Annotated in this window: 9 protein-coding genes; all 9 read right to left on the reverse strand. The window is 68.2% G+C overall.

Going from position 1 to position 26688, the window contains the following annotated elements; translation table 11 throughout:
* Positions 1-122: 122 nt before the first annotated feature.
* Genes MAAFP003_RS08390 through MAAFP003_RS08430 form a run of 9 tightly spaced genes read right to left on the reverse strand, consistent with a single transcriptional unit; the run spans position 123 to position 26304 of the window.
* Positions 123-1376 (reverse strand): saccharopine dehydrogenase family protein, encoded by a 1254-nt coding sequence (locus MAAFP003_RS08390; protein WP_096286022.1) that lies wholly within the window; start codon positions 1374-1376, stop codon positions 123-125.
* Positions 1373-2629, reverse strand: coding sequence for a phthiocerol/phthiodiolone dimycocerosyl transferase family protein (locus MAAFP003_RS08395; protein WP_096286024.1), 1257 nt, complete (start codon positions 2627-2629; stop codon positions 1373-1375). The genes MAAFP003_RS08390 and MAAFP003_RS08395 overlap by 4 nt, the downstream gene beginning before the upstream one ends.
* A gap of 12 nt (positions 2630-2641) precedes the next feature.
* Positions 2642-3475, reverse strand: a complete 834-nt coding sequence (locus MAAFP003_RS08400; protein WP_096286026.1) for an ABC transporter permease — start codon at positions 3473-3475, stop codon at positions 2642-2644.
* A complete protein-coding gene (locus MAAFP003_RS08405; protein WP_096290979.1) occupies positions 3472-4248 on the reverse strand; it encodes an ABC transporter permease in 777 nt (258 codons plus the stop codon). The genes MAAFP003_RS08400 and MAAFP003_RS08405 overlap by 4 nt, the downstream gene beginning before the upstream one ends.
* Positions 4249-4292: 44 nt before the next feature.
* On the reverse strand, positions 4293-5282 hold the full coding sequence (locus MAAFP003_RS08410; protein WP_096286028.1) for an ATP-binding cassette domain-containing protein: 990 nt from the start codon (positions 5280-5282) through the stop codon (positions 4293-4295).
* A gap of 10 nt (positions 5283-5292) precedes the next feature.
* Complete coding sequence (locus tag MAAFP003_RS08415) at positions 5293-9696, reverse strand: type I polyketide synthase (protein WP_096286030.1); 4404 nt, start codon at positions 9694-9696, stop codon at positions 5293-5295.
* A 2-nt stretch (positions 9697-9698) separates the two neighbouring features.
* On the reverse strand, positions 9699-15080 hold the full coding sequence (locus MAAFP003_RS08420; protein WP_096286032.1) for a type I polyketide synthase: 5382 nt from the start codon (positions 15078-15080) through the stop codon (positions 9699-9701).
* A complete protein-coding gene (locus MAAFP003_RS08425; RefSeq protein ID WP_096286034.1) occupies positions 15080-21553 on the reverse strand; it encodes a type I polyketide synthase in 6474 nt (2157 codons plus the stop codon). The genes MAAFP003_RS08420 and MAAFP003_RS08425 overlap by 1 nt, the downstream gene beginning before the upstream one ends.
* Positions 21550-26304, reverse strand: a complete 4755-nt coding sequence (locus tag MAAFP003_RS08430; protein ID WP_096286036.1) for a type I polyketide synthase — start codon at positions 26302-26304, stop codon at positions 21550-21552. The genes MAAFP003_RS08425 and MAAFP003_RS08430 overlap by 4 nt, the downstream gene beginning before the upstream one ends.
* Positions 26305-26688: the final 384 nt, after the last annotated feature.

Here is a 26688-nt window from a genome sequence, read left to right on the forward strand (position 1 = left end):
TTGTCCTTCCGGCGATCTCAAGCCCATCTCTCGTCTGCCCCATGGTTCGGTCGTTGGCGGGCTGCCCGGGCCAAATCGTGTACCGCCAAGACGGGGTCGGCGCCGAGAAGCTCCATAGCGGTTCAGGCTAACCGGGTGGTGGTCAGGGTCACCCCGGCGGCCGGCAGCCGCGCCATCAGTGCGTCGCCCATCGCCGCGGCGGGGGTGAGCACACCGGATAGACCGGACAGGCGGTCGCGATCGAGCGCGAGCGCCAGGCCGCTCTCGCCGAGCATGACCGAGGTCGCGTGGTACGCGTCGCAGTTCTGTGCGTACGTCGCCAGGTAGCGGGCCCCGGTCGTGGTGGTGGTGTAGGTCTGCATCCTGAAGTGACCACGTTGCTGCGAAGCGTCACTCGGACCGGCGCCCGGCTTGGGCAGCAGCCGCTGGACCCATCGCCGCGGCAATCGGTGCGAATGCCGATTCGCCAACCGGAAGCCGCCCGCCAGGGCAGCCGTGACGGTCCTGGCGGCGAGCGGAGCCACAAACGATCTTCCCAGACTCATCGTTTCCGAATAGCGGAACCGCCGGCCATACGTCCATTCTTGTAATGCATTGCTGCGTCGCACTATTCGGTCGTTGTAGGGGCCTTGAAAGAACCCTCCAAGCGAGAACTCGGCTAGTTCGGGTGCGACGTCGCGGCCCCGACGCCACGAAAAGTCGGGCTGCGGACCGAGTTCGGGTTCGGCCCCGCGGTCGGTGGTCAACGTGTAAGGATCCTCGACGAGTCGGCGCGCTTGCGCGTCGGCAGACGCTGTGCGCATCGCATCGAAATACGATGCGAGGGTTCCGCCGGAGGCCCCGGTTTGCCGAAACGCCCGCAGCACCAGCATCGTGTCGCAGAGCTGGCCGGCCCCGTCTTCGCGTGCCTGTCGGTACAGCTGGTAGACGTTGAGATCCGAAGGGATGGAGTCGAATCCGCACGACAGCACGATCCGGGCGCCGGTGTCGACGGCCTGCTTGTGGTATTGGTCGATGGCGTTGCGGGCGAACATCAACTCGCCGGTCAGGTCGGCGTAGTCCGTTGCGGCCGCAGCGCAGGCGGCCACCAGTGGCAGGCCGTATTGCGCGTAGGGCCCGACGGTCGTCAGCACCACCCGGGTTCGGGACGCCATCGCGGCCAGCGTCGGCGGTTGCGCCGCGTCGGCGACGATCACCGGCCAATCCGCCGCCGCGGGGCCCAGTGTCTGCCGCACGGCCCGCAGGCGTTCACTGCTCCGGCCGGCCAGGGCGACGCGTGCCGCAGATCCGCACCGGGCGAGGTATTCCGCGGTGAGCGTGCCGGAAAAGCCGGTGGCCCCGTACAAGACGATGTCGAACTCACGCTCGGTGGTCACTCCACCATCCAGCTGTCCTCGGCGGGTGCTGCGCACAACAGGGCATGGACTTGCTTCAGCGACTCCTCGTGGCCGGGCAGGTTGGAGTGGCGCTCGATGTACAGCTGACCCGCGAAGGTCCAGCAACTGTAGAGATCGACCGGTGCGTGGGCCGCGAAGTGGAATTCGCCGCCCACGTCGGTGATTTCGACGCCTTCGGGCGTGCGCAGGCCGGGGATCGAGCCGACGTCGGTGCACATCACGAACGGGGGGAGTCCGGGCAGGCTGCCTTCGTACTGGAGGCTGAAGTGCAGCGAGGACTGCTGGATCAGGCCTTCGGACAGGTCGGCGCGAAACGCCTCCACGATGCCGCCGGCCAAGCCGACGAGATCGGTGTCGGGCCCGATTTCGGCCAGATAGCTCGCCAACCCCAGCGGCATCGTGGCATCGGTTGCACCGACCGGGGGGGTGAGGTGATAGCGCAGGTCGACCGGATAGAAGTACGGAATCGGGATGTGCGGAGTGTTGCGGAGTTCCCATTCGGCCAGCAGCAGCGCCGCGGCCACCAGGGAGTTGAGGCTGAGCGCATTGGCCCGGCCCAATTCCACCAACGCCGATGTCTCCTGCTCGGTGAAGCGGACTCGTGCCACCGGAATATGTTGCATCAGATCGGAATTCGTCACTATGGCCGGCTTCTCGACGGCGGGCAGGTCGTAGGCGAAGGCCGCCGGGAAAAGCCGTTCCAGCCCCGAACGCTCCTGCTTGGCGACGCCGCGCTGTTCGAGCAGCGCCTCGAGCGATTCGGGAGCGGGTTGCGGGGTCACCGGACCGGCATCGCCGGTTTCCACCACGTTGGTATAGCGGGACAGCAGCTCTTCAAACAGGCCGAAGACATGGTGCCCGTCGGCCAGCGCGTGGTGTGCATACAAGGTCAGTTCGCTTTGTTCGCTGTTGATCTGCAACCGAAGATTCAGCAGGGATTGGTTCTGATCCAGGCGCATGCCGGCGATCGCGGCCTCCGACGTGTGCTCATCGACGATCCACAGCCCCGGATGCATGACGTCTTCGGCGACGATCTGATGCCGGCCGTCGTCGGCCTGCTCGAGGTGGCCGGCCCAGATGGGGTACATCTGCAGAAGCGCATCGAAAGCGTCTGCCATTGCGTCGATATCGACGTCACCGGTGATGTGTATCTTCAGCCCGAAAAAGGTCTCATTGGCCGCGAACACTTCTTCGCTGTGCGCGAGCTTGCGGATCACGGATCCGGAAAACACTGCTGACTTCCCCTATCTGCGTGTGCTGGCCCGTCGATAACCCACCAGCGTTGGTCCGATGCAGACCGCGGTGATGCCGGTGACCCACAGCAATGTCTCGATCATCGGCGAGCGCACCGGCCCGCCCAGCGCCAGCGCGCGCATCGTGTCGATCGCGCAGCTGATCGGCTGGTGGGCAACCACCGGCTGGATCCACTTGGGAAATTGGTCCACCGGCAGGAACCCGGTCGAGAAGAGGATCGCGAGTAGGTGCACCAGCGTAATCGCCTCGAGGAGAAAGTTCTTCGACGCATACCAGGCGATCGTGGTGATCAGGGTCGCGAAGGCGAGTCCGAACAGCACCGGGACGCTCAGCCACACCAGGGTGGGCAGGATGCCCTGTTTGAAGCGGAAACCCAGCACCATCCCCGCGACCAGCACGATCCCCGTCGTGACGACGATCCGGGCCATCTCGGCGACGATCCGCGAACAGACGCCCGACGCCCGGTGTACGGGCACCACCCACAGCCGGCGCAACAGGCCCTCGTCGCGCTCGACGATGAGGCCGATCGCACCGACGGTCGATCCGTTGACCGCCGCGGCGAGCACGTTCATCGGAACCGTGTTGAACAGCGCGTCGTACCCGGCGACCTGGGTAACGGCATGGCCCAGAACAATATTCATGGTGATCAGGAACAGCACGGGCAACACCGTGACCATGATGATCGCGGTGATGTCACGTGACCACTTGGTGAGTATCCGCCGGGTCTGCACCAGGGTTTGCGGGATCAGCAGTCGCGCCGAATTCTCGCGCACCCGCGGCGCGGCGGCGCGGCGCGCGGTTTCCTCGTATACCAGAGTCATCATGCCCGCTTCGCCAAAACGATGACCGATACCGGGACCAGCAGCGCGGCCAATCCGCACAACCACACCAGCGTCGGCGCCAGCACGGACCAGGTCAACGATGTGTGGAACGGTGCGACGTCGGCGGCCGCGGCATGCAGACTGTCGACCAGCGCGGAGATCGGCTGGTTGCGAACGAAGGGCTGGACCCAGCGGGGGAACTGCTCGACCGGTTGAACACCGACCGACAGCAACCCAAAGATCAACGGCGGCAACGTCAGCATGGGAGCCATCGCCTCGGGATTGCGGGATCCGGTGCCCAACAGGTCCGCCGCGAATGACAGCACCGCCCCGAACACGAGTACCAACACGCAGAAGGCAACGGTGTCGACGGCCGAGCCGCGAAAACGAAATCCTATGGTATAGCCGCAGATCAGGGCCACCGTCAGAGACACCGTGCACCGGTACAGCGCGGCGGAGATGCGGGCGGCCACCGGGGTGAACGGTGGGATCGGCATGGACCGGAACCGGCGGTTGACGCCCTGCACCGAATCCGTCGCGGCCCGAAACGCCGTCGACATCGCGGCAAAAGTGATGGCCTCCAAGGCGATCAGCGGCATCAAGTACTGCGCGTAGCTACTGGCCACACCCCTGGTGACGTTGCCCATGATCTGGTGCAGCGGGATGTAGAAGCCCGCGGTGAACACCACCGAGACCGCGATCGTGATTGCGAGCTCACCGTTGCGCACGGTGGGCGCGATGAAGCGAGTGGTGAGCACCCACCACTGGGCCCGCATCGAGGGGTGGGGTCGCGCCTGGGATCCCGCGAAGCCGGCGGCGGTCACCCGATCGCCTCGGCAACGGATGTCGCGGGATCCTTTGTCAACGCCAGGAATACGTCGTCCAGCGACGGGCGGCGCAGCGCAACGTCGGCAACGGCGATGTCGGCGGCGGCGAGCCGTCCCACGGCCTCGAGGAGCGTGTTGGCGCCGTCGGGGGCCGGCATGGCGATGCGGTCGGAATCGGTTGTCAGCGCGGCTCGATTCTCCTCCGTCAACAGCGAGCCCAGGATCTCGGCGATCACCGCCAGATCGTGCAAGTCGCGCGGAACGACTTCCAGGTAGCTGCCGCCCGTGCGTGCCTTGAGCTCGTCGGCCGTTCCCTCGGCGATGATCCGTCCGTGGTCGATGACGATGATCCGGTCGGCCAGCGCGTCGGCTTCCTCGAGATATTGTGTGGTCAACAGCGTGGCGATGCCGCGGTCCTTGAAATTGCTGACTAGATCCCAAATGCCTTGCCTGCTACGGGGATCCAAGCCGGTGGTCGGCTCGTCCAAGAAGACCACCTGTGGCGGGACCACCAGGCCGCAGGCAATGTCGATCCGTCGCCGCATCCCGCCCGAGTATGTCTTCACGCGCCGATCGGCGGCGTATACCAGATCGAATTCCTCGATCAGTTCCTTCGCGCGGCTGCGCGCGGCCGCCTTTTTCAACCCGTAGAGGCGACCGAACATGAAAAGGTTTTCCAGGCCGGTCAGCGTATCGTCGATCGCCACCTGCTGTCCGGTCAGCATGATCGACCGGCGCACACCGGCCGGCTCGGACACTACGTCGTAGCCGGCGACCAGCGCGCGGCCCTCGTCCGGGCGGCTCAGCGTCGACAAGATGTCGACCAGCGTGGTCTTGCCGGCCCCGTTCGGGCCGAGCAGGCCGAGCACCTCACCACGGCCGACTTCGAAGCTGACCTCATGCAGGGCCACGAAATCACCGAAGGTCTTGCGCACTTTGTCGACGACGACGGCCTTGTCGAAGTCACGCTCTGCGTTGTTCATCGAGCCCCCCTCAGTCGAACGACGACAAGTCCACCAGCGCCAGCTCTACCGGTGCCGAGCCCGTATCGCCATCGTCGGGGATGGCATCGACAGCCTCGGAGATCAAGGCCCGCACTGCGACGGGGAAACGTTCGACCAGCGCTTGCGCCCGCTGCAGTGCGACGCGGCGCGCGTCGTACCACCAATCCAGATGCAGCGCGCCGGAATAGCGGTACACACGAAGTTCGACCGCATGGCCCAGCCCAGGAATCGGATCGCGCACCGGCAGCGCCGCGTCGGAATCGAACTGCACCGGCGCGTCCAATGGCGGCGGCTCCGGGACCGTGCCGACGTAGCGCAGGTGGATGTCGGAGGCGCCGGCGGCGGCCAGCGTCCGGGCGGTGGGCGCATACACGTAGCGAAGCAGTCCGTAGCCGACGCCGAAGTGCGGCACGGATTTCAGGGTGTCGCTCACGCCTGCCAGCAGCTCGGTCGCAGCCGCGGCCTTCGTGCATCGCAGCGCGGCCGGATAGATCGTCGTGAACCGGCCGATGGTGCGGCGCAGATCGACGTCCGGCCTCAGCACCGAACGGCCGGTGCCCTCCAAGTCGACCGAAACCGCACCCTCGCCGACGGTTTGGGCGATCGTTGCGCTCAACGCCGCCAGCAGAACCTCCTCGATCGACACGCCGAGCCTGCGGCGGGCGTCGTCGACTTCGGCTGTTTCCGCGACGTCCAGCGCCGACGGCAGCCTCAGCAGGTCGCCGGCGCTCGGCGGGTCGGTGATTGCGGGATCGCCCAGGTGGACCGTCGCCGTGGTCAGGGTCTGCAGCCAGAAGTCGCGGGTGTCCACGACGGCCGGATGCGTTGCCAGGGCCCCGGTGCGCAGCGACCAATCGCGCCACCCGGCGGCGGTCGGGGGCAGCAGGATCTCTTCGCCCGCAAGGTGTTGGGACAAGGCGGTGAACAGATCGGTCAGCAGGATTTCGCGCGAGGCGATGTCCGCGATCATCTCGTGGGCGGACAACACCAGGTAGGAACCGGCGGCGCCACCGGTGATATGGGTCGCGGTGAACAACGCGGTCAGGTCGTCCTGGGCCACCAGTTCGGCCACCACGTCGCGCACCGCGGCCCGCTCGTCGGCCACCCCGGCGGGCAGCGTCCGCGACGACAGGCGGCCGAATTCCTGTGGCGCGGCGATGTGCTGCTCCCAGGTGCCCGCTCGGTCGACGAGCTCGAGGCGCAACGCGTCATGGTGATTGGCCAACGCGGTCAGCACGGCGCGGACGTCGTCGATCGTGACGCTGGGCGCGAGTGAGAAGATCAGCGGGACGCGCCAGCGACCGGCTTCTCGCACACCGTGTTCCAGGAAACCGGCGATATTGGCGGGCACCGGTGAATACGCGTCGGCGTCCGGTGGTTGCGTCAGCCCGGCCCCGGTGAACTCGGCGTCGACGGCAGCGGCCAGGCTGGCCAGGGTCGGGTGTTCGTAGAGATGCTGCGGGGTGACGACCAAGCCGGAATTGTTGGCACTCGTCGAGATGCCGATCGCGATCAGCGAGTCTCCACCGAGGTCAAAGAAATTGGCGTTGCGGTCCAGGGAGGTGACGCCCAGGCACTGCATCCAGATGCGATGCAACGTCGCCTCGGTGGCCGATTGACCGTTGACCGGTGCCGCGGCGACGGCGACGCCGTTGGTGGACGAGCCGTTGACCTCCGCGGCCGCGCCGGTCCACACGATGGGCTTGGGGTCAACCCAATGCCGCTCGCGTGCAAAGGGATAACCGGGCAGGCTGACGATGCTGTTGGTTGATCCGGTGACCGGCGACCAGTCCACGGCCACGTCGGCCGCCCATAGCTGGCCGAGGCCGAGCAAGAAGGCGTCCCGGTCGTCGGTGTTCTGCACGGGGTGGCGCATCAGCCGCACGGCGCGGTGCTTGCCCGACCACTTGGAGTGCCGGATCGCCGATCCGGTCAGGCTGCCGCCCGGGCCCATTTCGACCAGGACCCGGTCGGCATCGCTCAGCAACACGTCGAGTTCGTCGGCGAACTTGATGGTCGCGCTGATCTGGCGCGCCCAGCTGGCCGGGTCGGTGGCCTGCTCGTCGGTCATCCAGGTTCCGGTCAGGTTGGACAGCAGCGGCGTGTTCGGCCGGTGCAGCTCGACACCGCAGAGGAACTCCTGGAACTGCGCTGCCATGGAATTCATTGCGCTGGAATGGAATGCGTGCGTCGCGCGGACCCGTCGAGCGTTGATGCCGCGTTCGCGCAGCCGCCCGGTGAACGCGCGAATCTGGTCGTTCGGTCCGGCGACGACGCAGTTGCCGGGATCGTTGACCGCGGACAGATCGACCCCGGGGGTAAGGAATTCGGCGATGTCGTCGGGCCCCAGCGCCACGGCGACCATGGAGCCGGGCGGGGATTCGTGCATCAGGCGGGCACGCAAGGACACCGTCTTGATCGCCGTCGGAAGATCGAAAACCCCCGCCAGCGTGGCCGCGATGTACTCGCCGGTGCTGTATCCGATGTACGCGCCGGCTCGCACACCAAAGGTCTCGACCAGTCTCGCCAACGCGTACTCCACCGTGAACAGCGCCGGCTGAGAACGGTCAATGCGCTCCAAATCCGTTGTGGCGTCGCCGAATATCTCGGCACGCAGGTCGATCCCCATCTCGTCGTTGAATCCCGCCACGCAGGCGTCGAAGTGTTCGGCGAAAACCGGCTCGGTATCGTACAGACCCCGGGCCATCCCGACGTGCTGAGCGCCTTGCCCCGGAAACATGAAAGCGACCCGGTCGGCCGTGGATTCGTCGGTGTCGCCGTGACTGACGGACTCCCCGACGAAAACGTTGTCGTGCTCCGCGGCCTGCAGTACCTTCGCCGCGTGCTCGCGATCGTGCACCACCGCCGCCATGGCGATGCCGTGCTTGCGACGAGCGGACAGGGTGAAAGCAGCGTCCGCCAGGTCGGGTCCGTCCGGGTCGGCCAACGTCCGGGCCAGGGCGGCACGCGATTCCTCCAGCGCCGCCGGCGTTCGTGCGGACAACAGCAGCACCTGGGGACGGTCGGGCTTGGCGGCGTCCGGGACCCGCGGCGCTTCTTCCACCACGACGTGCACGTTGGTGCCGCCCACGCCGAACGAACTGACACCGGCCCGGCGCACGCCGTCCCATTCCCACGGGCCGTACTCGCTGCGCACGGTGAACGGAGTCTCGTCGAGATGCAGTTCCGGGTTGGGACTGGTGAAGTGCAGCGTGGCGGGAATCGCCTGGTGCTTCAGGCACAGAATCGCCTTGACCAGACTCACCACGCCCGCGGCCACCTCGAGATGGCCGATGTTCGATTTGACCGACCCCAGCACACACGGTCCGGGCCGCGGCGTCTCGGACACGGCGAACGCGGCTTTGAGGCCCTGGACTTCGATCGGATCGCCCAGCGCCGTACCGGTTCCGTGTGTCTCGACGTAACTCACGGTCGAGGCATCGATACCCGATACCGCATGGGCTTCGGCGATCACATCGGCCTGCGCGGCGGGGTTCGGCGCCGCGTACCCCATCTTCATGGATCCGTCGTTGTTGATCGCGGACCCGCGGATGACCGCGTGAATCCGGTCCCCGGCATCGATGGCGGCCTGCAGTGGCTTGAGAACCACGATCGCGGCACCGCTGCCGAACACCGTCCCATCGGCGCGCACGTCGAACGGGCGGCAGTGGCCGACCGCCGACACCATCGCTCCCGGTGAGTTCCAGTAACCGACACGATGCGGGATGGCCAGCGATGACCCGCCGGCCAGGGCCATGTCACATTCCCCGGACAGCAGGCTCTGGCAGGCCAGGTGGATGGCGACCAGTGACGACGAGCACGCGGTCTGAACCGAGATGCTCGGCCCGCGCAGGTCGAATTGATGCGATACCCGCGTCGCCAGGAAGTCCTTGTCGTTCTGCAGGAACAGGTTGAACTGCTCGAAGTCGAGTCCGGTCGCCATGAAGGCGCCGCCGCCGTGATGCGACGCCAGGTTGTGCATCAGATAACCGCTGGGGGAGCTGGTTCCGTAGACGCCGATCGCGCCGTCGAACTCGGCGGGGTCACACCCGGCATCCTCGAACGCATGCCACGCGCACTGCAGGAACAACCGGTGTTGCGGATCCAGCTTGCGGGCGAGTTGCGGTGGGAATCCGAAGAACTCGGCATCGAACTCGTCGAAACCGTCGATCAGGGGCGCGCGCCGTACATACCCGGGGTTCGCCAGCACCTCGTCGCCGACGCCGGCAGCGCGCAGGTCGTCCTCGGACAGCGTGGTGATCGACTCCTCGCCGCGCCGAAGGTTGTCCCAGAAGTCCGCAACATTGTTGGCGCCCGGGAATCTTCCGGCCATGCCGATCACCGCGATGGCGTTGTCCGGCGGTGCCGTTGCGTAAGCCTCTGGCGTGCTCATTCCTAGCGTCCTCGCTTCCGCCGCTGTGCGGCTTGTTGGCGCGCCGCCGCGCGCTGCTGTGCCCGGTCGCGAACAGCACCTTCTTGCTGGTGTGCTTGCGCGTCACCGGTAAGCCCAAGCTGGCGGAGCAGCTCGGCCGTGAGATCGTTGAGCGTCGCGCCCTGCAGCAGTAGCGCCACCGGCGGCTCCGCGCCGAAATCCGCCCGCGCGGAATTGCGGATGCGCACGGCCATCAGCGAATCCATCCCCAATTCGACCAGCGGCAGGTCCGCGTCGACGGCCGATCGTTCCGCGTAGCCCATCACCGCGGCGATGCGTGCGTGCAGCCGGTCGGCGATCGCGGCTTTCGCTTCGGCGGGATCCAAACCGTGCAGCGCCTCGGGTCCGGCCCAGTTGCCGCCGTCGCCCGCGGCCTCGAGTTCGGCCACCACGCTGGTGAAGTAGCCGAGGTTGCGAATCTCGGGGAAGGCGATCAGCGCCCGGTCGGGACGCAACCGTGCGACGCCGGTGTGGCCGCGACCGGTGGCCAGCAACGGCTCCAGGGCCGCGGCACCCTCGGCCGGGGTGATCGGATCCAGCGGCCCGCCGGTCAGCGTGCGGGCCAGTCCGACCTCGGCCCACGGTCCCCAGTTGATCACCGCCGCAGGCAAACCCGAGGCCCGCCGCCAGTCGACCAGGGCGTCCAGCCAGGCGCTCGCGCAGGCGTACGAGGCCTGTCCCGGACCGCCCAGCAGGGACGAGGTGGAGGAAAAGCCGAGCCACCAGTCCAATTCGCACCCGAGGGTGGCCTCATGCATCCGCGCGGCGCCGATCACCTTGGGCGCCCATACGCGCTCCACGCTGTCCTTGGTCATGGAGAACACCAGGCTGTCGTCGAGTACCGCGGCGGCGTGCAGGACGCCGCGCAGTGTCGATTCCCCGGCGGACGCCACCAATTTCTCTGCCACGCCGTCGACGGCGAGATCGCCCAGGACGACCGCGATCTCGGCCTTGCGTTCCAATTCGGCCAGCACCGCCCGCTGTTCGTCGGACGGTTCGCTGCGACCGTTGAGAACGATGCGGCCGGCGCCGCGCTCGGCCAGCCAGTGCGCGAACACCAACCCGAGACCGCCCAGGCCGCCGGTGATGATGTAGGACGCCCCGGCGCGCACCACCTCGCCACCGGCGGGCTCGTCGAGCGTCGCCCGGGATAGCCGCTCGACGTACCGCTGGTCGCCGCGCCAGGCGATCACGTCGTCGATCGAGCCGGACACCGCGGACTCCAGTTCGGCGTTCAGCACGGTGTCCGGATCGCGGGTGAGGTCGAGATCGACCAGCGTGGTTCGCAATTCGGGGTGTTCGTAAGCCAGCACGCGCACCAGGCCCTTGAGCGCCCCGATCCCCGGCTGGCCGGCTTGCGCACCGATGGGCAGGCCGCCGCCGGAGATTAGCCAGAGCCGGGGCGGCCGGCCGTGCCAGCCGCCGATGATCGCGCGCACGACGGTCGAGACCGCCCAGACCGCTTCGCGGGACTGTGCGATGCCGTCGCGGTTCACGCTCGGGTTGTCCGCGATGAATACGACCACACCGACGGGCGGGTGTTCGGGGTCGGCCGCGGTGTCGGCGAACGCGGCGAGCACGGCGGACTCGTCGTGCAGGTCGGCGGTGACGACGCGGTGCGCCGGTGACCGCCATCCGGCGACGAACTGGTCGGCCCGGGTGGTCGTCCCATCGGTGAGCACCAGCCAGCTGCCGGGGACGTCCGACGGCCCGGCGCTGACCGGGCGGGGCTCCCACGAGGTATCGAAGACCTTCTGCGACAAGGGAAGCGGCACGCTACGGCGTTCCACCCGTCGCACGTAGATGTCGTTGATCTCCGCGGTGACGGTCCCGGCGTCATCGGTCAAGACGATTCTGCCGAGCTTTCCCGCCCCGCCCTCGTCCAGACCGGACAGCTGCGCCCGGCAGTGAGCTCGCCGGCCGGGGTTGCCGTACACCCGCACCGACTCGAAGGACACCGGGAGATAGCTCGCCTCGGCGGATCCGGCGAGTTCGTCATCGGGGATCGCGGCGGCCAAACTCTGCAGAGCCGCGTCCAGCATGACCGGGTGGAGCCGAAAGTCCGGGTGCCACGGCGACTCGTCAGGAAGAACGATGTCGGTTTCGACCGCACCACCGGGCAGCCGGCGGATCGCCGTCAAGGCGGCGAAAGCGGGACCGTGGAATTGACCGGCCCGCCGCAGCGCGGCGTACACATCGGCGGGGTTGATCGCCGTCTCGCCGCTGCCGCCGGCGGTTGCCGGCTGTTCGAGAGGGGTTTGGGGCGTGCGTACTTCGGCCCTGGCCGTCGCGTGCCGGGTCCAGTCGTTACCCGCTGAGCGGGAATAGATTTCGATCCGGATCTTGTCGTCGGCGCCCCGCATCAACTGGGTGGTCAACTGGGTGTGGTCGTTCAGGGTGAGCATCTGCTCGACTTCGAGCTGGTTGAGCGACACGGCGTCGGCCGGCACGCCCAACGCCTCACTGGCTGCGGCCAAGGCGATTTCGGTGAACCCCGCGCCGGGCATGGTCGCCTGTCCGAACACCTTGTGGTCGGCAAGCCAGGGCGACACCTCGGTGCCGACATCGGCCTGCCAGACGTGGTCTTTACTGGACGGAACCTCGATGTGCACACCGAGCAGTGGATGACTGGCAACGGAATTCGACACCGCGGACCGGTCGGCGATCCAATATTGCGTGTGCTCCCACGGTGTGACCGGGAGGTCGGCCAGCCGGCCGTCGGCACTGTTCGTCGCCGCGTTCGCGTTGCCGGCGGACTGCGCGGCGAGCTGCGCGTGGAAGGTGACAGTGTCGTCGGTGTCACGCTGCAGGGTGCCGAGGGTGTGCGCGTTGGCCTCACCCAGGGTGTCGTTGATCGAGTGAGTAAGCAACGGGTGGGGGCTGATCTCGATGAAGGTGTGGTGGTCGGCACCCGCGGCGCTGACGGCTTGGTGGAACCGCACCGGGTTGCGCAGGTTTGCCGCCCAGTAGTCGGCGTCCAGCGCCGGGGCGGGACCCTCCAGCACCGTGGTGATCATCGGGATGGTCGGCGGCTTGGGGGCCAGATCGCTTAATGCCGAACGCAATTGCGGCAATATCGGGTCGATGATCGGGTGATGGGAGGCCACGTCGACCTCGATGCGCCGGGCCAGCAGGTTCCGGGCGGTCACCGCCGCGATGACCGCATCCACCTGGTCGGGTGGGCCCGCGATCACCGACTGGCTCGGCGAAGCGTGGACGGCGAGGGTGACGTCCGGGTACTCGCTGATCAGTGCCTCGACCGCGAGGGCGTCGAGTTCGAGCAGGGCCATCGCGCCCTGGCCGGACAACTGCGCCATCAGTTTTGAGCGGGTGGCGATCACCCGCAGCCCTTCGGCGGCGGTGAGCGCCCCGGACACCACGGCCGCCGACACCTCGCCCATCGAGTGTCCGATCACCGCGTCGGGTTCGACGCCGTAGTGGCGCCACAGTGCGGTCAGCGCCAGCTGGATGCCCACCAGCAGTGGCTGGATCTTGTCGATGCCGGTGACCGGGCTGCCGTCGGCCAGCGTCTGCTGCAACGAAAAGCCGGTCTGGGCAACGAATTCAGGCTCCAGCTCGGCGACGGCGGCGGCGAAGGCCGGTTCGTCGGCCAGCAGCCGGCGGCCCATGCCGGCCCACTGCGCGCCCTGGCCGGAGTAGAGGAACACGGTGCCGGATCCTGAGCCTGCCTCGCGTGCCGCCCCCACACCGGGCGCCGGCGTGCCGGTGGCCAACGCCCGCAGTCCCGTCACCGCCGCGGCGTGATCACGCGCCACGACGGTGCCCACCCAACTGTGCCGGGCACGGCGATGATTCACGGTGTGCGCGACGTCGGCCAGAGGGACCGCGGCGCCGGGACCGGCGATCCAGTCGGCCAGGGTCGCGGCCGACGACGCCAGTCGCTGCGGTGTCTTGCCCGACACCACCAACGTGGACACCACCGGCTGGGCCGCGGGTGGCGGGGACGCAGCGGGCGGCTGCTCGACGACCACGTGTGCGTTGGTGCCGCTCAGCCCGAACGACGACACCGCCGCCCGGCGGATGCCGTCGGTGGGCCACGCGGTGCCCTCGGTCGGCACGAACAGCCGCGTTCCCGACGGGTCGATCGCGGGGTTCCACCGGTTGAAGTGCAGGTTGCGCGGAATATATCCGCGGTTCACCGCGAGGATCGCCTTGATGAATCCGGTGACGCCGGCCGAGGCTTCCAGGTGACCGATGTTGGTCTTGACCGAGCCCAGCGCGCAGCGGCCCTGGCCGCCGCCATAAGTGGCGGCCAGCGCCTCGAATTCAATCGGGTCACCCAAAATCGTTCCGGTGCCGTGGGTTTCGACGTAGTTCACGGTGTCGGCGGTGGCGTCGGCCATCTTCAGCGCGGTGCTGATCACGTCGCGTTGTGCGGCGGCGTTCGGCGCGGTCATGCCGTTGGACCGGCCATCGGAGTTGATCGCCGAACCGCGGACGACACCCAACACCCGATCACCGTCGCGAACCGCGTCGGCCAACCGCTTGAGCACCACCACGCCGCAGCCCTCGCCGCGCACGAACCCGTCGGCGAGCGCGTCGAAGGTCTTGCACCGGCCGGTCGGCGACAGGGCCGACCACTTGGACAACGCGATGCTGGTGAACGGCGACAGGGACAGATGCACCCCACCGGCGAGTGCGACGTCGCTTTCCCGTAGCCGAAGGTTCTGGCAGGCCAGGTGGATGGCCACCAGCGACGACGAGCACGCCGTGTCGACGGCCACCGCCGGACCGCGCAACCCGAGCAGGTACGAGATGCGGCCCACCGCGGCACTGTGCGGGTTTCCGGTGCTCATGTAGGCGTCGATCTCGGTGTTGCGCTCGAGGTTGAGGATCGTGTAATCCCACGCCGACACACCCATGATCGCGGCGGTCTGGCTGCCGCTCAACGAATCCGGGGCCAGTCCGGCGTGTTCGAGGGCTTCCCAGGCGACCTCGAGCAGGATCCGCTGCTGCGGGTCCATCGCGACGGCTTCGCGCGGGGTGATGCCGAAGAAGTCGGCGTCGAATCCGGCGACGTCGTCGAGGAAGCCGCCCCACTTGGTCGTCATGCGTCCCGGCGCCTGCGGATCGGGATCGTAGAACGCGTCCCCGTTCCACCGGTCGGCCGGCACCTCGCCGACGGCGTCGCGACCGTCCATCAGCAGCTGCCAAAAGCTCTCGGGCCCAGTCACATTCCCGGGCAACCGGCAGCCGATCCCGACGACCGCTATCGGCTCGGCGATGTCGGTCGGAAATGCCGTGCCGGCCCGAACAAGCTCACGCGCGAGCACCTCGCGCGCCTTGGGGGACATCTGTGCCGCGCGTTCGGCAAGACTCGTCATTACTCACTGCCCCCCGTGGCTGTTTCGAGCTCGCTCGCCGCAACGAGGTCGGACAACAATTCCATTTCCTCATCGGATAGCTCGGTCTCGGCGTCGGCCTCCGGTTCGGCAGCGGCCACCGTGTCATAACCCAGGCGTTCGCACATCGCACCGGCGAGATCGTGGATCGTCGGGTACGCCCAGACCAGGGCGGCCGGCAACGTGGTGCCAAGGCTCGCCTCCAGCCTGTTGCGCAGTTCGAGGGCCATCAGCGAGTCGAGACCGAGCGACTCCATCGGCCGGTCATGTGCGATCGGCTCGGTGGAGCGCAGCACCGCCCGGATCTGGTCGGCGATCGCGGCCGCCAGCCGATCCGGGCGCTCGGCGGGGTCGCTGGCATCCAATTCGACGCGGATCGCGCCACCGCCGTGCCGCTGCGCCTTGGCCGAGTCGTGCAACGTCGCGAACAAGGACGAACCACCCGCGGCCGGGAAGGATTGGAACCACTGCCTCGTGTCGAGGTGGATGACCCCGGTGCGGGCGCGGTCGGCCGTCAACAGCCGCTGCATGGCCGCCAGCCCTTCTTCGACCGTGATCAGCGAGACGCCGAGATCGGCGAAGAACTGGGCGCGGCCGACGTCGGCCCATGGGCCCCAGTTGATTCCGACAGCGGGCAGCCCGCGCGAGCGTCGATAGGTGACCAGTCCGTCGACCCACGAGTTGGCGGCGGCGTAGCTGCCCTGGCCGGGCGTGCCCAGCAGCGAGGACGCCGACGAGAAGGTGAGCCACCAATCCACGTCCAGCCCGGCGGTGGCCTGATGCAGCCGCCATCCGCCGGTGACCTTGGGGGTGAACACGCGGCGCGCGGCCGAGTCCGAGATGTTCAGCACGATCTCGTCGTCGAGGACCATGGCACTGTGCAGGACTCCGGCCACCCGCAAGCCGGCGTCGTGGACCGCTTGTACCAGCCGGTCGGCCGTGCCCGGTTCGGCGATATCGCCGGTGACGACTTCGATCCGGGTGCCCCCGGCGCCGAGTTCCGCGATCGCCGCCGTCACGTCCGGTCCGGGTGCCGAACGACCGTTCAGCACAATCAATCCCGCGCCGTGGCGCGCCAGCCACTGGGCCACGACGAAACCGAGACCGCCCATGCCGCCCACGATGATGTAGCCGCCGTCGGGGCTGACCAGTTGCTGTGGGGTTGCCGCGATCGCGTCGATGCTGCCGGAGGCCGGTACGGTGACGGCGATCTTGCCGGTGTGCCGTCCGGATGCCATCAACGCGAAGGCGTCGCCCGCGTTTTCGAGGGCGAACGCGGTGACGGGAAGGACCTGCAGGGTGCCGTCCGCGACGTGCCGCAGGATTTCGGTGAGCATCGCGCGGTAGCGCGCCGGCTGCAGCTTGAGATTGAGGTCCAGGTCCACCACGGAGAACGACGCGCTCTTGGTCAGCGCCGCCAAGCCCAGGGTGGCGTTGGCGTAGACGTCCTTCTTGCCCAGTTCGATGAACCGGCCGCCGGGTGCCAGGATCTGCACCCCGCGCTGAATCGCTTCGTCGGGAAGCGAGTTGAGGATGACGTCCACGCCGTAGCCGTCGGTGATCTCGAGGATCTCGTCGGCGAAATCGGACGTGCGCGAATTGCCGACGTATTCGACGCCGCGCGCGGCGAGCATGTCACGCTTGGCGTCCGAGCCGGCCGTGGTGTAGATGCGGGCGCCGATCATCTTCGCGATCGCCATCGCCGCCACGCCGACACCGCCGGTGGCCGAATGGATCAGTACCCGTTCGCCCGGGGCCAACCGCCCGACCTCGACCAACGAGTGCCAGGCGGTCAGATACGCGATCCCGAACGCGGCCGCCTCGGCATCCGGCAGCGTGTCCGGAATCGGGGTGCACAGCTCGGCGAGCGTGGTCATGTGCGAGCCGAAAGTGCCTGGGCCGATGGCGATCACGCGCTGCCCGACTTGCACGGAGTCGACATCGCTGCCGACGGCGGTGACGACGCCGGCGCCCTCGCCGCCGATGACGGGAGCGGCGCCGTCGAGGGTGGGGTAGATGCCCATCGCCTTGAGCACGTCGCTGAAGTTGAGGCCCGCCGCGGCGATGCGGACCTCCACCTCGTCGGGCTTCGGCGAAATGCGCTGCACCGCATGCAGTCTGAGGGCATCCAGGCGTCCGGGCTCGTCGATCTGCAGCCGCACCGCGCCACCGGTGTCCAGGTTCACTTTCGCGTGCCGGGTTTCGCCGACCAGCTCACCGGAGGCCGTGGTGGGGGCCGGCAGCAGCCGGTTCAGGTAGCGATGCCCGTCGCGCAGCGCGACCTCGTCGGCGTCGGAGCCGGCCAGCAGCTCCTGGGCCAGCGCGGCCGCCGAGCCGGCACCGTCCGGGTCGACGTCGACGATCGTGGTCTTCAGCTCCGGATGCTCGAAAGTCAGCACCCGCGCGATGCCGCGCAGCTCCGTCTGAGCCAGCGTGACCGGTTCACCCGGGCCGACTTGCTGTGCGCCGCGGGTGACGATCCACAGTCGCGGGCTGTTGCGGGCGCCCATGCGGGTCACGGTCTTGGCGATGTCGGCGATCAGCAGGGTGCGCTCCAGCGCCAGGTCCAGTTGTGCCGTCTGCGGCAGCGATTCGTCGGCGGCGTGCGGCGGGCACAGGACGACGATGCCGTCCCAGGGCTTTCGGGTGATCGCCGCGCGCAGCTCGGCGGTATCGGTCGGGGACACCACGTCGACTTCGGCGGCGCCGTCGCTCAGCGACGACCGCAGCGCGGCCAGCAGCGGATCGCCGGCGGGGGCGTCGCCGATCAGCAACAATCCGCCGAGGCTGGCGGCCGCTTTGTCCAGCGGTGCGGGCTCCCACTCCAATGCCAGCAAGTGATCGTTGAGATGTGCTGCGCCGCTTGCCGACCCGAGTACCGCCATTTCCACTTCGTCGATGACGAGCAGTGGCCGTCCGTTGGCGTCGGTCAGCTCAACATGGCCGAGCAGCCGGTCCGGGCTGTCGGTGGCGGCAAGTGAGCCGGTCGAACACACACCGTCGGAGACGTCGCCGTACACGTGGATGCCCGCGAAACGGATTGGCAGCACCAGGGTTTGCCTTGTGTTCTGCCCTCCGGCCAGGTCGGTCGCGGCCCGGGTGGCGCCGAGGGCTTGCACCGCGATGTCCATCATGACCGGATGCAGCAGGAAGTTGCGGGCCCCGGCCTTGGCCGACGAGGGCAGCCGCCCCTGCGCGCGAGCCGCCCCCGAGGCCGCCACGGCCAGCCCGGTGATCCCGCGAAACGCCGGTCCGTGTTGTTGCCCGGCGGCACGTAACCGGTCGTACAGCTCATCCGGGTTGATCTCGGCCGCAACATCATTGGCAGCAACGGTCGGACCGGCCGGCCGGTCCACGGTCTCGCGCGCCACGGTGGCGCTGGCATGCTTGATCCATCCCGACGATGCGCTGCGGGTGCGCATTTCGATCTGGCACGTCTGCTCGCTGCCGGTGAGCGTCGTGACCAGCACCGTGTCGTCGGTCACCTGCAGCATCTGGTGCAGGCTCAGCTCGCGGATCATCCACGGCCGGTCGTCCGACTCCGACGCGAATGCATCCGTCGCCGCTGCCAGCGCGACATCGGCGTAGGCGGCGCCCGGCAGCACGCACAGATCGTCGATCACGTGATCGCCGAGCCACAACAACTCGGGGTTGAGCTCGCATTCCCAGACCCGGGTGCCGTTGGTGGGATCAGTGACGCCAAAACCCAGCAGCGGGTGGGTGTTCGGCGCGTGGTGCGCGGTGGCGCTGGGAGTGATCCAGTGATGGCCGTGCAGCCAGGGGGTGGTCGGCAGCACGATCTGTCGTCCGGTCGAAGTATCCGGTCGGCGGACGGTGTTGAGGTTGGTGTGGAAGGTCAGCGTGTCGTGCGTATCGCGCTGCAGGGTACCGATGCTGACGAAGCCGGGACTCTCGCGCGCGGTCAGCGTTTCGCCGATGGCGTGGGTGAGCAGGGGGTGTCCGCTGATTTCGATGAACGTGTGATGGGCCGCGCCGGCGGAACTGATCGCCTGCTGAAAGCGCACCGGGTTGCGCATATTGGTGGCCCAGTGCTCGGCGTCGAATGTCACTGGGCGACCCAGGTTTTCGTAGGTCGTCGAGATGATCGGAATGCTCGGTGTCTGCGGTCGCAGACCGGCCAGCTCGGCGCGCATCGCCGGCTGCAGCGCGTCCATCGCCGGGTTGTGCGGGGCCACTTCGATGTTGACCTTGCCGGCGAACTGACCCTGCGCGCGCACCTTGGCGATCAACTCGTCGATCTGCCCGGGGGGCCCCGAGATGACCGTCTGGCGCGGCGAGGCGTAGATCCCGAGGGTGACCTGCGGATAATCCGTGATCAGCCGCTCGGTGGCGGTGGCGTCGAGTTCGAGCATGGCCATCGTGCCCTGCCCCGACAGCGGGGCCATCAGCCGCGACCTGGTCGCCGTCACTCGAAGACCTTCGGCGGGTGTCAGGGCACCGGCCACCACCGCGGCCGCCACCTCTCCCATCGAGTGGCCGATCACCAGATCCGGCGTGACTCCGTAGAAGCGCCACAGCGCGGTCAGCGCCAGCTGCGCCCCGATCAGACCGAGCTGGATCTGCTCGATGCCGATCAGTTCCTTGCCGCCGGCGATCACGTCGTGCAGCGAAAACCCGGCCTCCGCAACGAAAACCGGCTCGAGTTCGGTCAGTGCCGCGGCGAACGCGGGCTCGTCGGCCAGCAGCCGGCGCCCCATTCCGGCCCATTGCGATCCGCGGCCGGAATAGACGAACACGGTGCCCGGCCCGGTGGATGTCTCGGGGCACCCGACCACACCCGGGCCTGGTTCACCGGCGGCCAGTGCGCGCAATCCCGCCACCGCCTGGTCGCGGTCGACGGCGGCCACTGTCGCGAACTTGGGGTGCCGGGCCCGGTGGTGGTTGAGGGTGTGCGCCACGTCGGCCAGCGGCACGTCGGCCCCCGGGCCGTCCATCCAGTCGGCGAGCACCGAGGCCGTCGCCGCCACGCGTTGCGCCGACTTGCCGGACAGCACCAGCGTCGACACCGCCGGCGGCGGGTCCTGCGGCGCGAGCGCCGAAGACGGTGCCTGCTCGATCACCACGTGCGCGTTCGTCCCGCTCACACCGAACGACGACACCCCGGCCCGGCGCGGCTGCTCGGTCGAGGGCCATGCCATGTCCTCGGTGGCGATCTTCAGCCGCGAAACACCTTGGCTCGCATGCGGAGTGAGCTCGGTGAAGTTCAGGTTCTGCGGGATGCGGCCATGTTCGACCGCCAGCACGGTCTTGATGAACCCGGCGATCCCGGCCGCGGCTTCCAGGTGGCCGAGGTTGGTCTTCACGGCGCCGAGCACCAGCGGCGCACGGCCCTCGCGGTCACCGAAAACCGTGCTCAGCGAATCGAGTTCGATCGGGTCGCCCAACGGGGTGCCGGTGCCGTGCGCCTCGATGTAGTCGATGTCGGCCGGTGTCAGCCTGGCCACTTTCAGCGCCTGGCGAAGCAGAGCCTGCTGGGCCGGGCCGTTGGGCACCGTGACCCCGCTGCTGGCGCCGTCGGAGTTGACCGCCGAACCACGTATCACGGCCAGGATGCGGTTGCCGTCTTGCTGCGCGTCGGACAGTCGCTTGAGCACCACCACGCCGGCGCCCTCGCTGCGCACATAGCCGTTCGCGCCGGCGTCGAAGGTCTTGCACTGGCCTTCGGGCGACAGCATTCCCCAGCGCGAGCACGCGATGCTGGCCACCGGGCTCAGCAGCAGGTTGGTCCCGCCGACCAGCGCCGTGTCGCTTTCCCGCCAGCGCAGGCTTTGGCAGGCCAAGTGGATGGTGACCAGCGACGAGGAGCATGCGGTGTCCAGCACCACCGCCGGACCCCGGGCGCCGAGCAGGTAGGCGGTGCGCCCCGCGGCGAAGTTCGCGGAGTTTCCGGTCAACAGGTAAGCGTCCAACTCGTCGGGTCGCACCGCGCCCGACATCTTCAGCATGTAGTCGTAGGCGGTGACGCCGACGAACACCCCGGTCTGGGTGCCCTGCAGCGTGTGCGGCGGAATCCCGGCGTCCTCCAACGCCTCCCACGCGACCTCGAGGAACAACCGCTGTTGCGGGTCCATCGCGGCGGCCTCGCGCGGCGGGATGGCGAAGAACTCCGCGTCGAATTCGTCGGGCTGCCAGCCGGACAGGAAGCCGCCCTGTCGGTTGCAGATCGTGCCCGGGACGGTGTGATCCTCGTTGTACAGGGCGTCGGCATCCCACCGCTCGGGCGGAACTTCGACGATGCCACTTCGCCGCTCGCACAACAGGTCCCAGAACTGTTCGGGGCTGTCGATGCCTCCGGGCAGCCGGCAGGCCATGCCGACGACGGCAATCGGTTCGGTGCTCGCCTGTTCGGCGATGGCCAGCCGCGCGGTCAGATCATCGATTTTGTGCAGCGCCTCGGTGATGATCGCCCGGCGGTCCGGTGTGGCGGCGGTCATCGAGAGCCTCGTAGCCTTTCCGAAAGTTCTGCCAGCAACTCGTCCTCGTCGAGCTCGTCGTAGGCATCGGCGACGGCTTCGGTTTCGGTGTCGAGCTCGGGGAGCGCGGTGGCCAGATAGTCGGTCAGGCTGTAGACGGTCGGGTAGTCGAAGACCACGGAGACCGGCAGCGCCTCGCCGAGATCGTCGGACAGTGCGCGGCGCAGCATCGCGCTCATCAGCGAGTCCATGCCGAGCTGGAAGAACCCGGTGGACGGATCGAGCGTCTCGGTAGGCGGCAGTCCCATCGCCTTGGCAGCCAGCATGCCGACCCGATCGAACAGCATCGTGTGGCGGCGTCCCGGCTCGCATGCGCGCAGCGAAATGCGGAACTCGCTTTCGCCCATGGCCGTCTCACCGGGCGCCGGCAGCAGGTCGTCGACGATGTGCAGCGCTCCGCGAGCCCGGTACGCGTCGGCCAGCAACGGCCAATCAGCTTGCACCACAACGGAGTGCACGCCAGCGGCGGGGCTCATCAGGTACGGCAGCGCGCCGATCGCAACCTCGTCGTCCATGGGCAGCAACCCGGATCCCACACTGACCTGACTGGCCTCGTCGGTGTCGGCCAACGACTTCCACAGTCCCCAGTTGACGGTGGTCGCCGGCAATCCCATCACGCGACGGCCGTATGCCAGCGCGTCCAGGTACCCGCTGGTGGCGGCGTAGTGACCAAGCCAGCGCGAACCGGTCAGCCCGGAGATCGAGGAGAACAAGACGAAGTGGCGCAGCGACGTTGTCGTCAGCGACAGCCGATGCAGCAGCGCGGCGGCGTCCAGCTTGGGGGCGAACATCGCCCGCACGTCGTCGTCGGTCATCTCGCTGAGCAACACGGGCTGGCCGGCGAAGGCCGCCAAGTAGATTCCCTGCAGCGGCGGCAGGTCCGCACCGAACCGGGCGAACAGCTCGCTCATCGCGGATTCGTCGGTGGCGTCGGCGGCCACGGTGACCAGGTTGGTGCCTTCTGCGGCGAGGGTTTCGGTCAGCGCCTGTAGGCGCAACCCGGGGTTGCGGGACACCGCGACGATGGTTTTGGCGCCCATCGCCGAGAGTTGGCGGATCAGGTGCGGACCGATGTTTCCGGTCGCCCCGACGACCAGCTGACTGCCGTCGGCGTCCAACGTGACCGGCGATTCCGTCGGCAGCGTCCGCCGATGCAGCCGGGCCACGTGGCGGGCGCCGCGCCGGTAAACGACCTGGTCCTCGCCGTCGGTGCTGCCTACTTCCCCGAGTAGCTGCCTGGCCACCACCGCGGCCGGCACGGAAGCATCGAAATCGACTATGCCACCCCAGATTTCGGGGTGCTCGAGAGCGAGGGTGCGACCAAGGCCCCACAGCAGTCCGTGCGTAGGGTTGGCGCGATCACCGTCGAAGACGGGTTGGGCGTTGCGGGTGACCAGGAACAACTTCTCCGATGAGTCGCCGGCCGCCAGCACCGCGACGAGCCGGCGCACCTGGTCGAACAGCTCATAGGCCAACCCGACATCGAACGAATCGTCGGCTACCGCCGGTGCATACAGCACGTAGTCGACTTCGCCGAGGGCTTCGGCCAATTCCACCGGGTCGGCGTCGGCGGCCACCGTTTCGGCATTCAATTGAGTCGCCAGCGCGGGATCGCCGATCACCAGCCATCGCCCGGCGCCGGCGGCCGCGAGCTCGGCATCGGCCAATGGAATCGCCGGCCACGCCAGCCGGTACGAGCAGTCGCCGAGCGGGCCCGCCGCAATGGCTGCAGAACCGTTGCAGCCCAACGTTTCCGGCGTTTTCCAGGCAATGGGGGTGGTGTCGATCCAGTGCCGGGTGTGGTGCCACGGAGTGGTGGGGATCTGGATGTGCGGCTCCGGCGGATGTGGCGTCTGGGGGGGATGCGTGCCGCGCACGGTGTTGAGGCTGGTGCGGAAGCTGATGGTGTCGTCGGTGTTGCGTTGCAAGCTGCCGACACTGACGTATTTGCTTCCGTGCTGCGCGCTGTGCAGCGTTTCGCTGATCGCCTGGGGCAGCAACGGGTGCCCGCTGATTTCGATGAAGGTGTGATGGGGTCCACCGGCCGGGCTGCCGGCATGAGCGATGGCCTGCTGGAAGTGCACCGGGTTACGCATGTTGGTGGCCCAGTGCTCGGCGTCGAAGGCCGGACGAATGCCGAGGTCTGCGTACGTGGTGGAGATGATCGGAATCGTCGGCGGCTGCGGCGCCAGGTCGGCCAGCTCCGCGCGCATCGCCGGCTGCAGCGCATCCATCGCCGGATTGTGCGGCGCCACTTCGATATTGACCCGGCTCGCGAAGCGGTTCTGACCCCGCAGCCGGGTGATCAGCTCGTCGATCTGCTCGGTGGGCCCGGAGATCACACTCTGGCTCGGCGAGTTGTAGATCCCGAGCGTCACCTGCGAGTACTCGAGGATCAATGCCTCGGTGGCGGCGGCATCGAGTCCGAGCAGCGCCATGCCGCCCTGTCCCGACAACGGGGCCATCAGCCGCGAGCGCGTGGCGGTCACCCGCAGTCCTTCGGCGGGGGTGAGCACCCCGGCCACCACCGCGGCGGCGACCTCGCCCATCGAGTGGCCGATCACCAGGTCGGGTTCCACGCCGTAGGAGCGCCACAGCGCGGTCAGTGTCAGCTGCATGCCGATCAGGCCGAGCTGAATCTGTTCGATACCGACGAGTTCCTTGCCACCTGCCAGCACGTCGTGCAGCGAGAACCCGGCCTGGCCGGCGAACACCGGCTCGAGCTCGGCGACGGCCGCGGCGAAAGCGGGCTCGTCGGCCAGCAGTTGGCGGCCCATGCCGGCCCACTGCGATCCGCGGCCCGAGTACACGAACACCGTGCCCGGTCGCGGCTCGTCGCTGTCCTGCGGGCCCACCACTCCGGGTGCCTGCCGGCCCGCGGCCAGGGCGCGCAACCCGGCCACCGCCTGGGCGCGGTCGCGGGCTACCACGGTGCCGAACCTGGAGTGCCGGGCCCGGTGATGGTTGAGCGTGTGAGCCACGTCGGCCAGGGCGACGTCGGCCCCGGCGCCTTCCATCCACTCGGCCAGCGCCGACGCCGTCGCGGCGACTCGTCGCGGCGTCTTACCCGCGACGACGAGGGTCGAGATGTTCGGATCAGACCTGGGCGCCGCCGGGGGCGCCACCTCTTGGCCCTGCTCGAGCACCACGTGCGCGTTGGTGCCGCCGAATCCGAAGGACGACACCCCGGCCCGGCGCGGATGCGCTGTCTGCGGCCAATCCATTTGCGTGTCAACGACCTTCATGCGCAGGTCGGTGAACGGGATGTGCGGGTTGGGGCTTTCGAAGCGCTGGTTCGGCGGAATCTGGCCGCGCTGCAACGCCAAGACCGCCTTGATGAAGCCCGCGATCCCGGCCGCGGCCTCGGTGTGACCGATATTCGTCTTCACCGCGCCGATCAGCAGGGGCGAGTCCTGCGATCGCCCGCGACCGAGCACCGTGCCCAGCGCCCGTGCCTCGATCGGATCTCCCAATAGTGTTCCGGTACCGTGGGTTTCGACATAGTCGACCTCGTTCGGCTGCATGCCGGCATTGGCGTAGGCGGCGCGCAGCACCGCCATCTGGGCCGCGGGGTTGGGGGCCATCAGCCCGTTGGAGCGGCCATCCTGATTGACGGCCGAGCCGCAGATCACGGCGAGCACCCGGTCGCCGTCGCGCTGTGCGTCCGTCAGCCGCTTGAGCACGACCACCCCGGCGCCTTCGCCGCGCACGAACCCGTCGGCCGCGGCGTCGAACGCGCGGCACTTTCCGGTCGGCGACAGCGCGCCGGCCTGATCGAAACCGCGAAATACGGTGGGGGTCAACAACACGTTCACCCCGGCCGCGATGGCCAGGTGGGAATCCTGAGTGCGCAGACTCTGGCAGGCCAGGTGGATGGCCACCAGCGACGACGAGCAGGCGGTGTCGACCGACACCGACGGGCCGCGCAGGTCGAGGAAATACGAGAGTCGGTTGGCGATGATGCTCATCGCGCCGCCGGTGTTGTTCCACGCGTCGACTTGAGGCAGATCGCCCAACGTGATGGCACCGTATTCGCTCGAGCACGCTCCGGCGAATACTCCGGTCTGCGTTCGGCTCAGCGAGGTCGGGGAGATGCCGGCGTGCTCGAGGGCCTCCCAGGCGACCTCCAGCAGCAGTCGCTGCTGAGGATCCATCTTGTTCGCTTCGTGCGCGGTGATCTCGAAGAACTCCGCGTCGAAGGCGTCGATGTCGGGCAGGAAGGACCCCCACCGGGTGGTGCGGGCCAGCGCCGCCGTCACCTCGGGTGAGCCGTTGTCGAACGGCCGCCAGCGCTGCGGCGGGACCTCGGAGATCGTGCAGCCGCGGTTGCAGAGCAACTCCCACAAGGCGTCCGGCCCACTGATGTCGCCGGGGAAGCGGCATCCCATCCCGATGACGGCGATCGGCTCGTCGAGCGAGTTGGGAGCCGGGCGTTTCAGCGCGGCATCCGCATCGGCGTCGGGCACGGGCGCGGTCAAGTGCGCGGCCAGCGCGTTGATCGTGGGGTGCTCCCAGAAGTCGACGGGCGAGACTTTGCGGCCCAGCAACTCCGACAACTCACCGGACAGCACAACCACCTCGCGCGAGCTCACGCCATGGTCTGCCAGCGACAGTTCGGGGTCGACCTCGTCGGGTGTGCGACCGATGTTCGTCACCAGATAGTCGACCAGCCAGTGGCGGAGGTCGGCTTCGCCGCGGATGCTGGACGTCACGCCGCCACACCCGGGTGTATCGAACCGAGTTGGCGCAGCAAAGCGTCGATGGAAGTGTCGGTCACCGGTGTCGCTTCACCTTCCAGGTCGCTGCAAGTCCTATCTGCACGCACCCTGCATGGCGTCCCGTCCAGCAGCTTTCGCGGCCCCCTCACGGGGCGCCCCCGGTGACACGGCAGCTGCTGGCGGAAACGTCGGCGCGCAAGAGTTGGACGGCCACGGCGCGACGATCGTCCACCCCGACCATCCGTCTCTTTAAGCAAGGTAAGCAATCTTTCATGGGGAAGTGTGAGAATGGAGAAATCCACAGATTTTGGGGCGGCGCCGTCTCGCCTTATTTTGCGCACGTCTACTATAGTGCTAGGTCCTCACGTTACTGCAGCT

Source organism: Mycobacterium ahvazicum (genome assembly GCF_900176255.2).
Lineage (GTDB): Bacteria > Actinomycetota > Actinomycetes > Mycobacteriales > Mycobacteriaceae > Mycobacterium > Mycobacterium ahvazicum.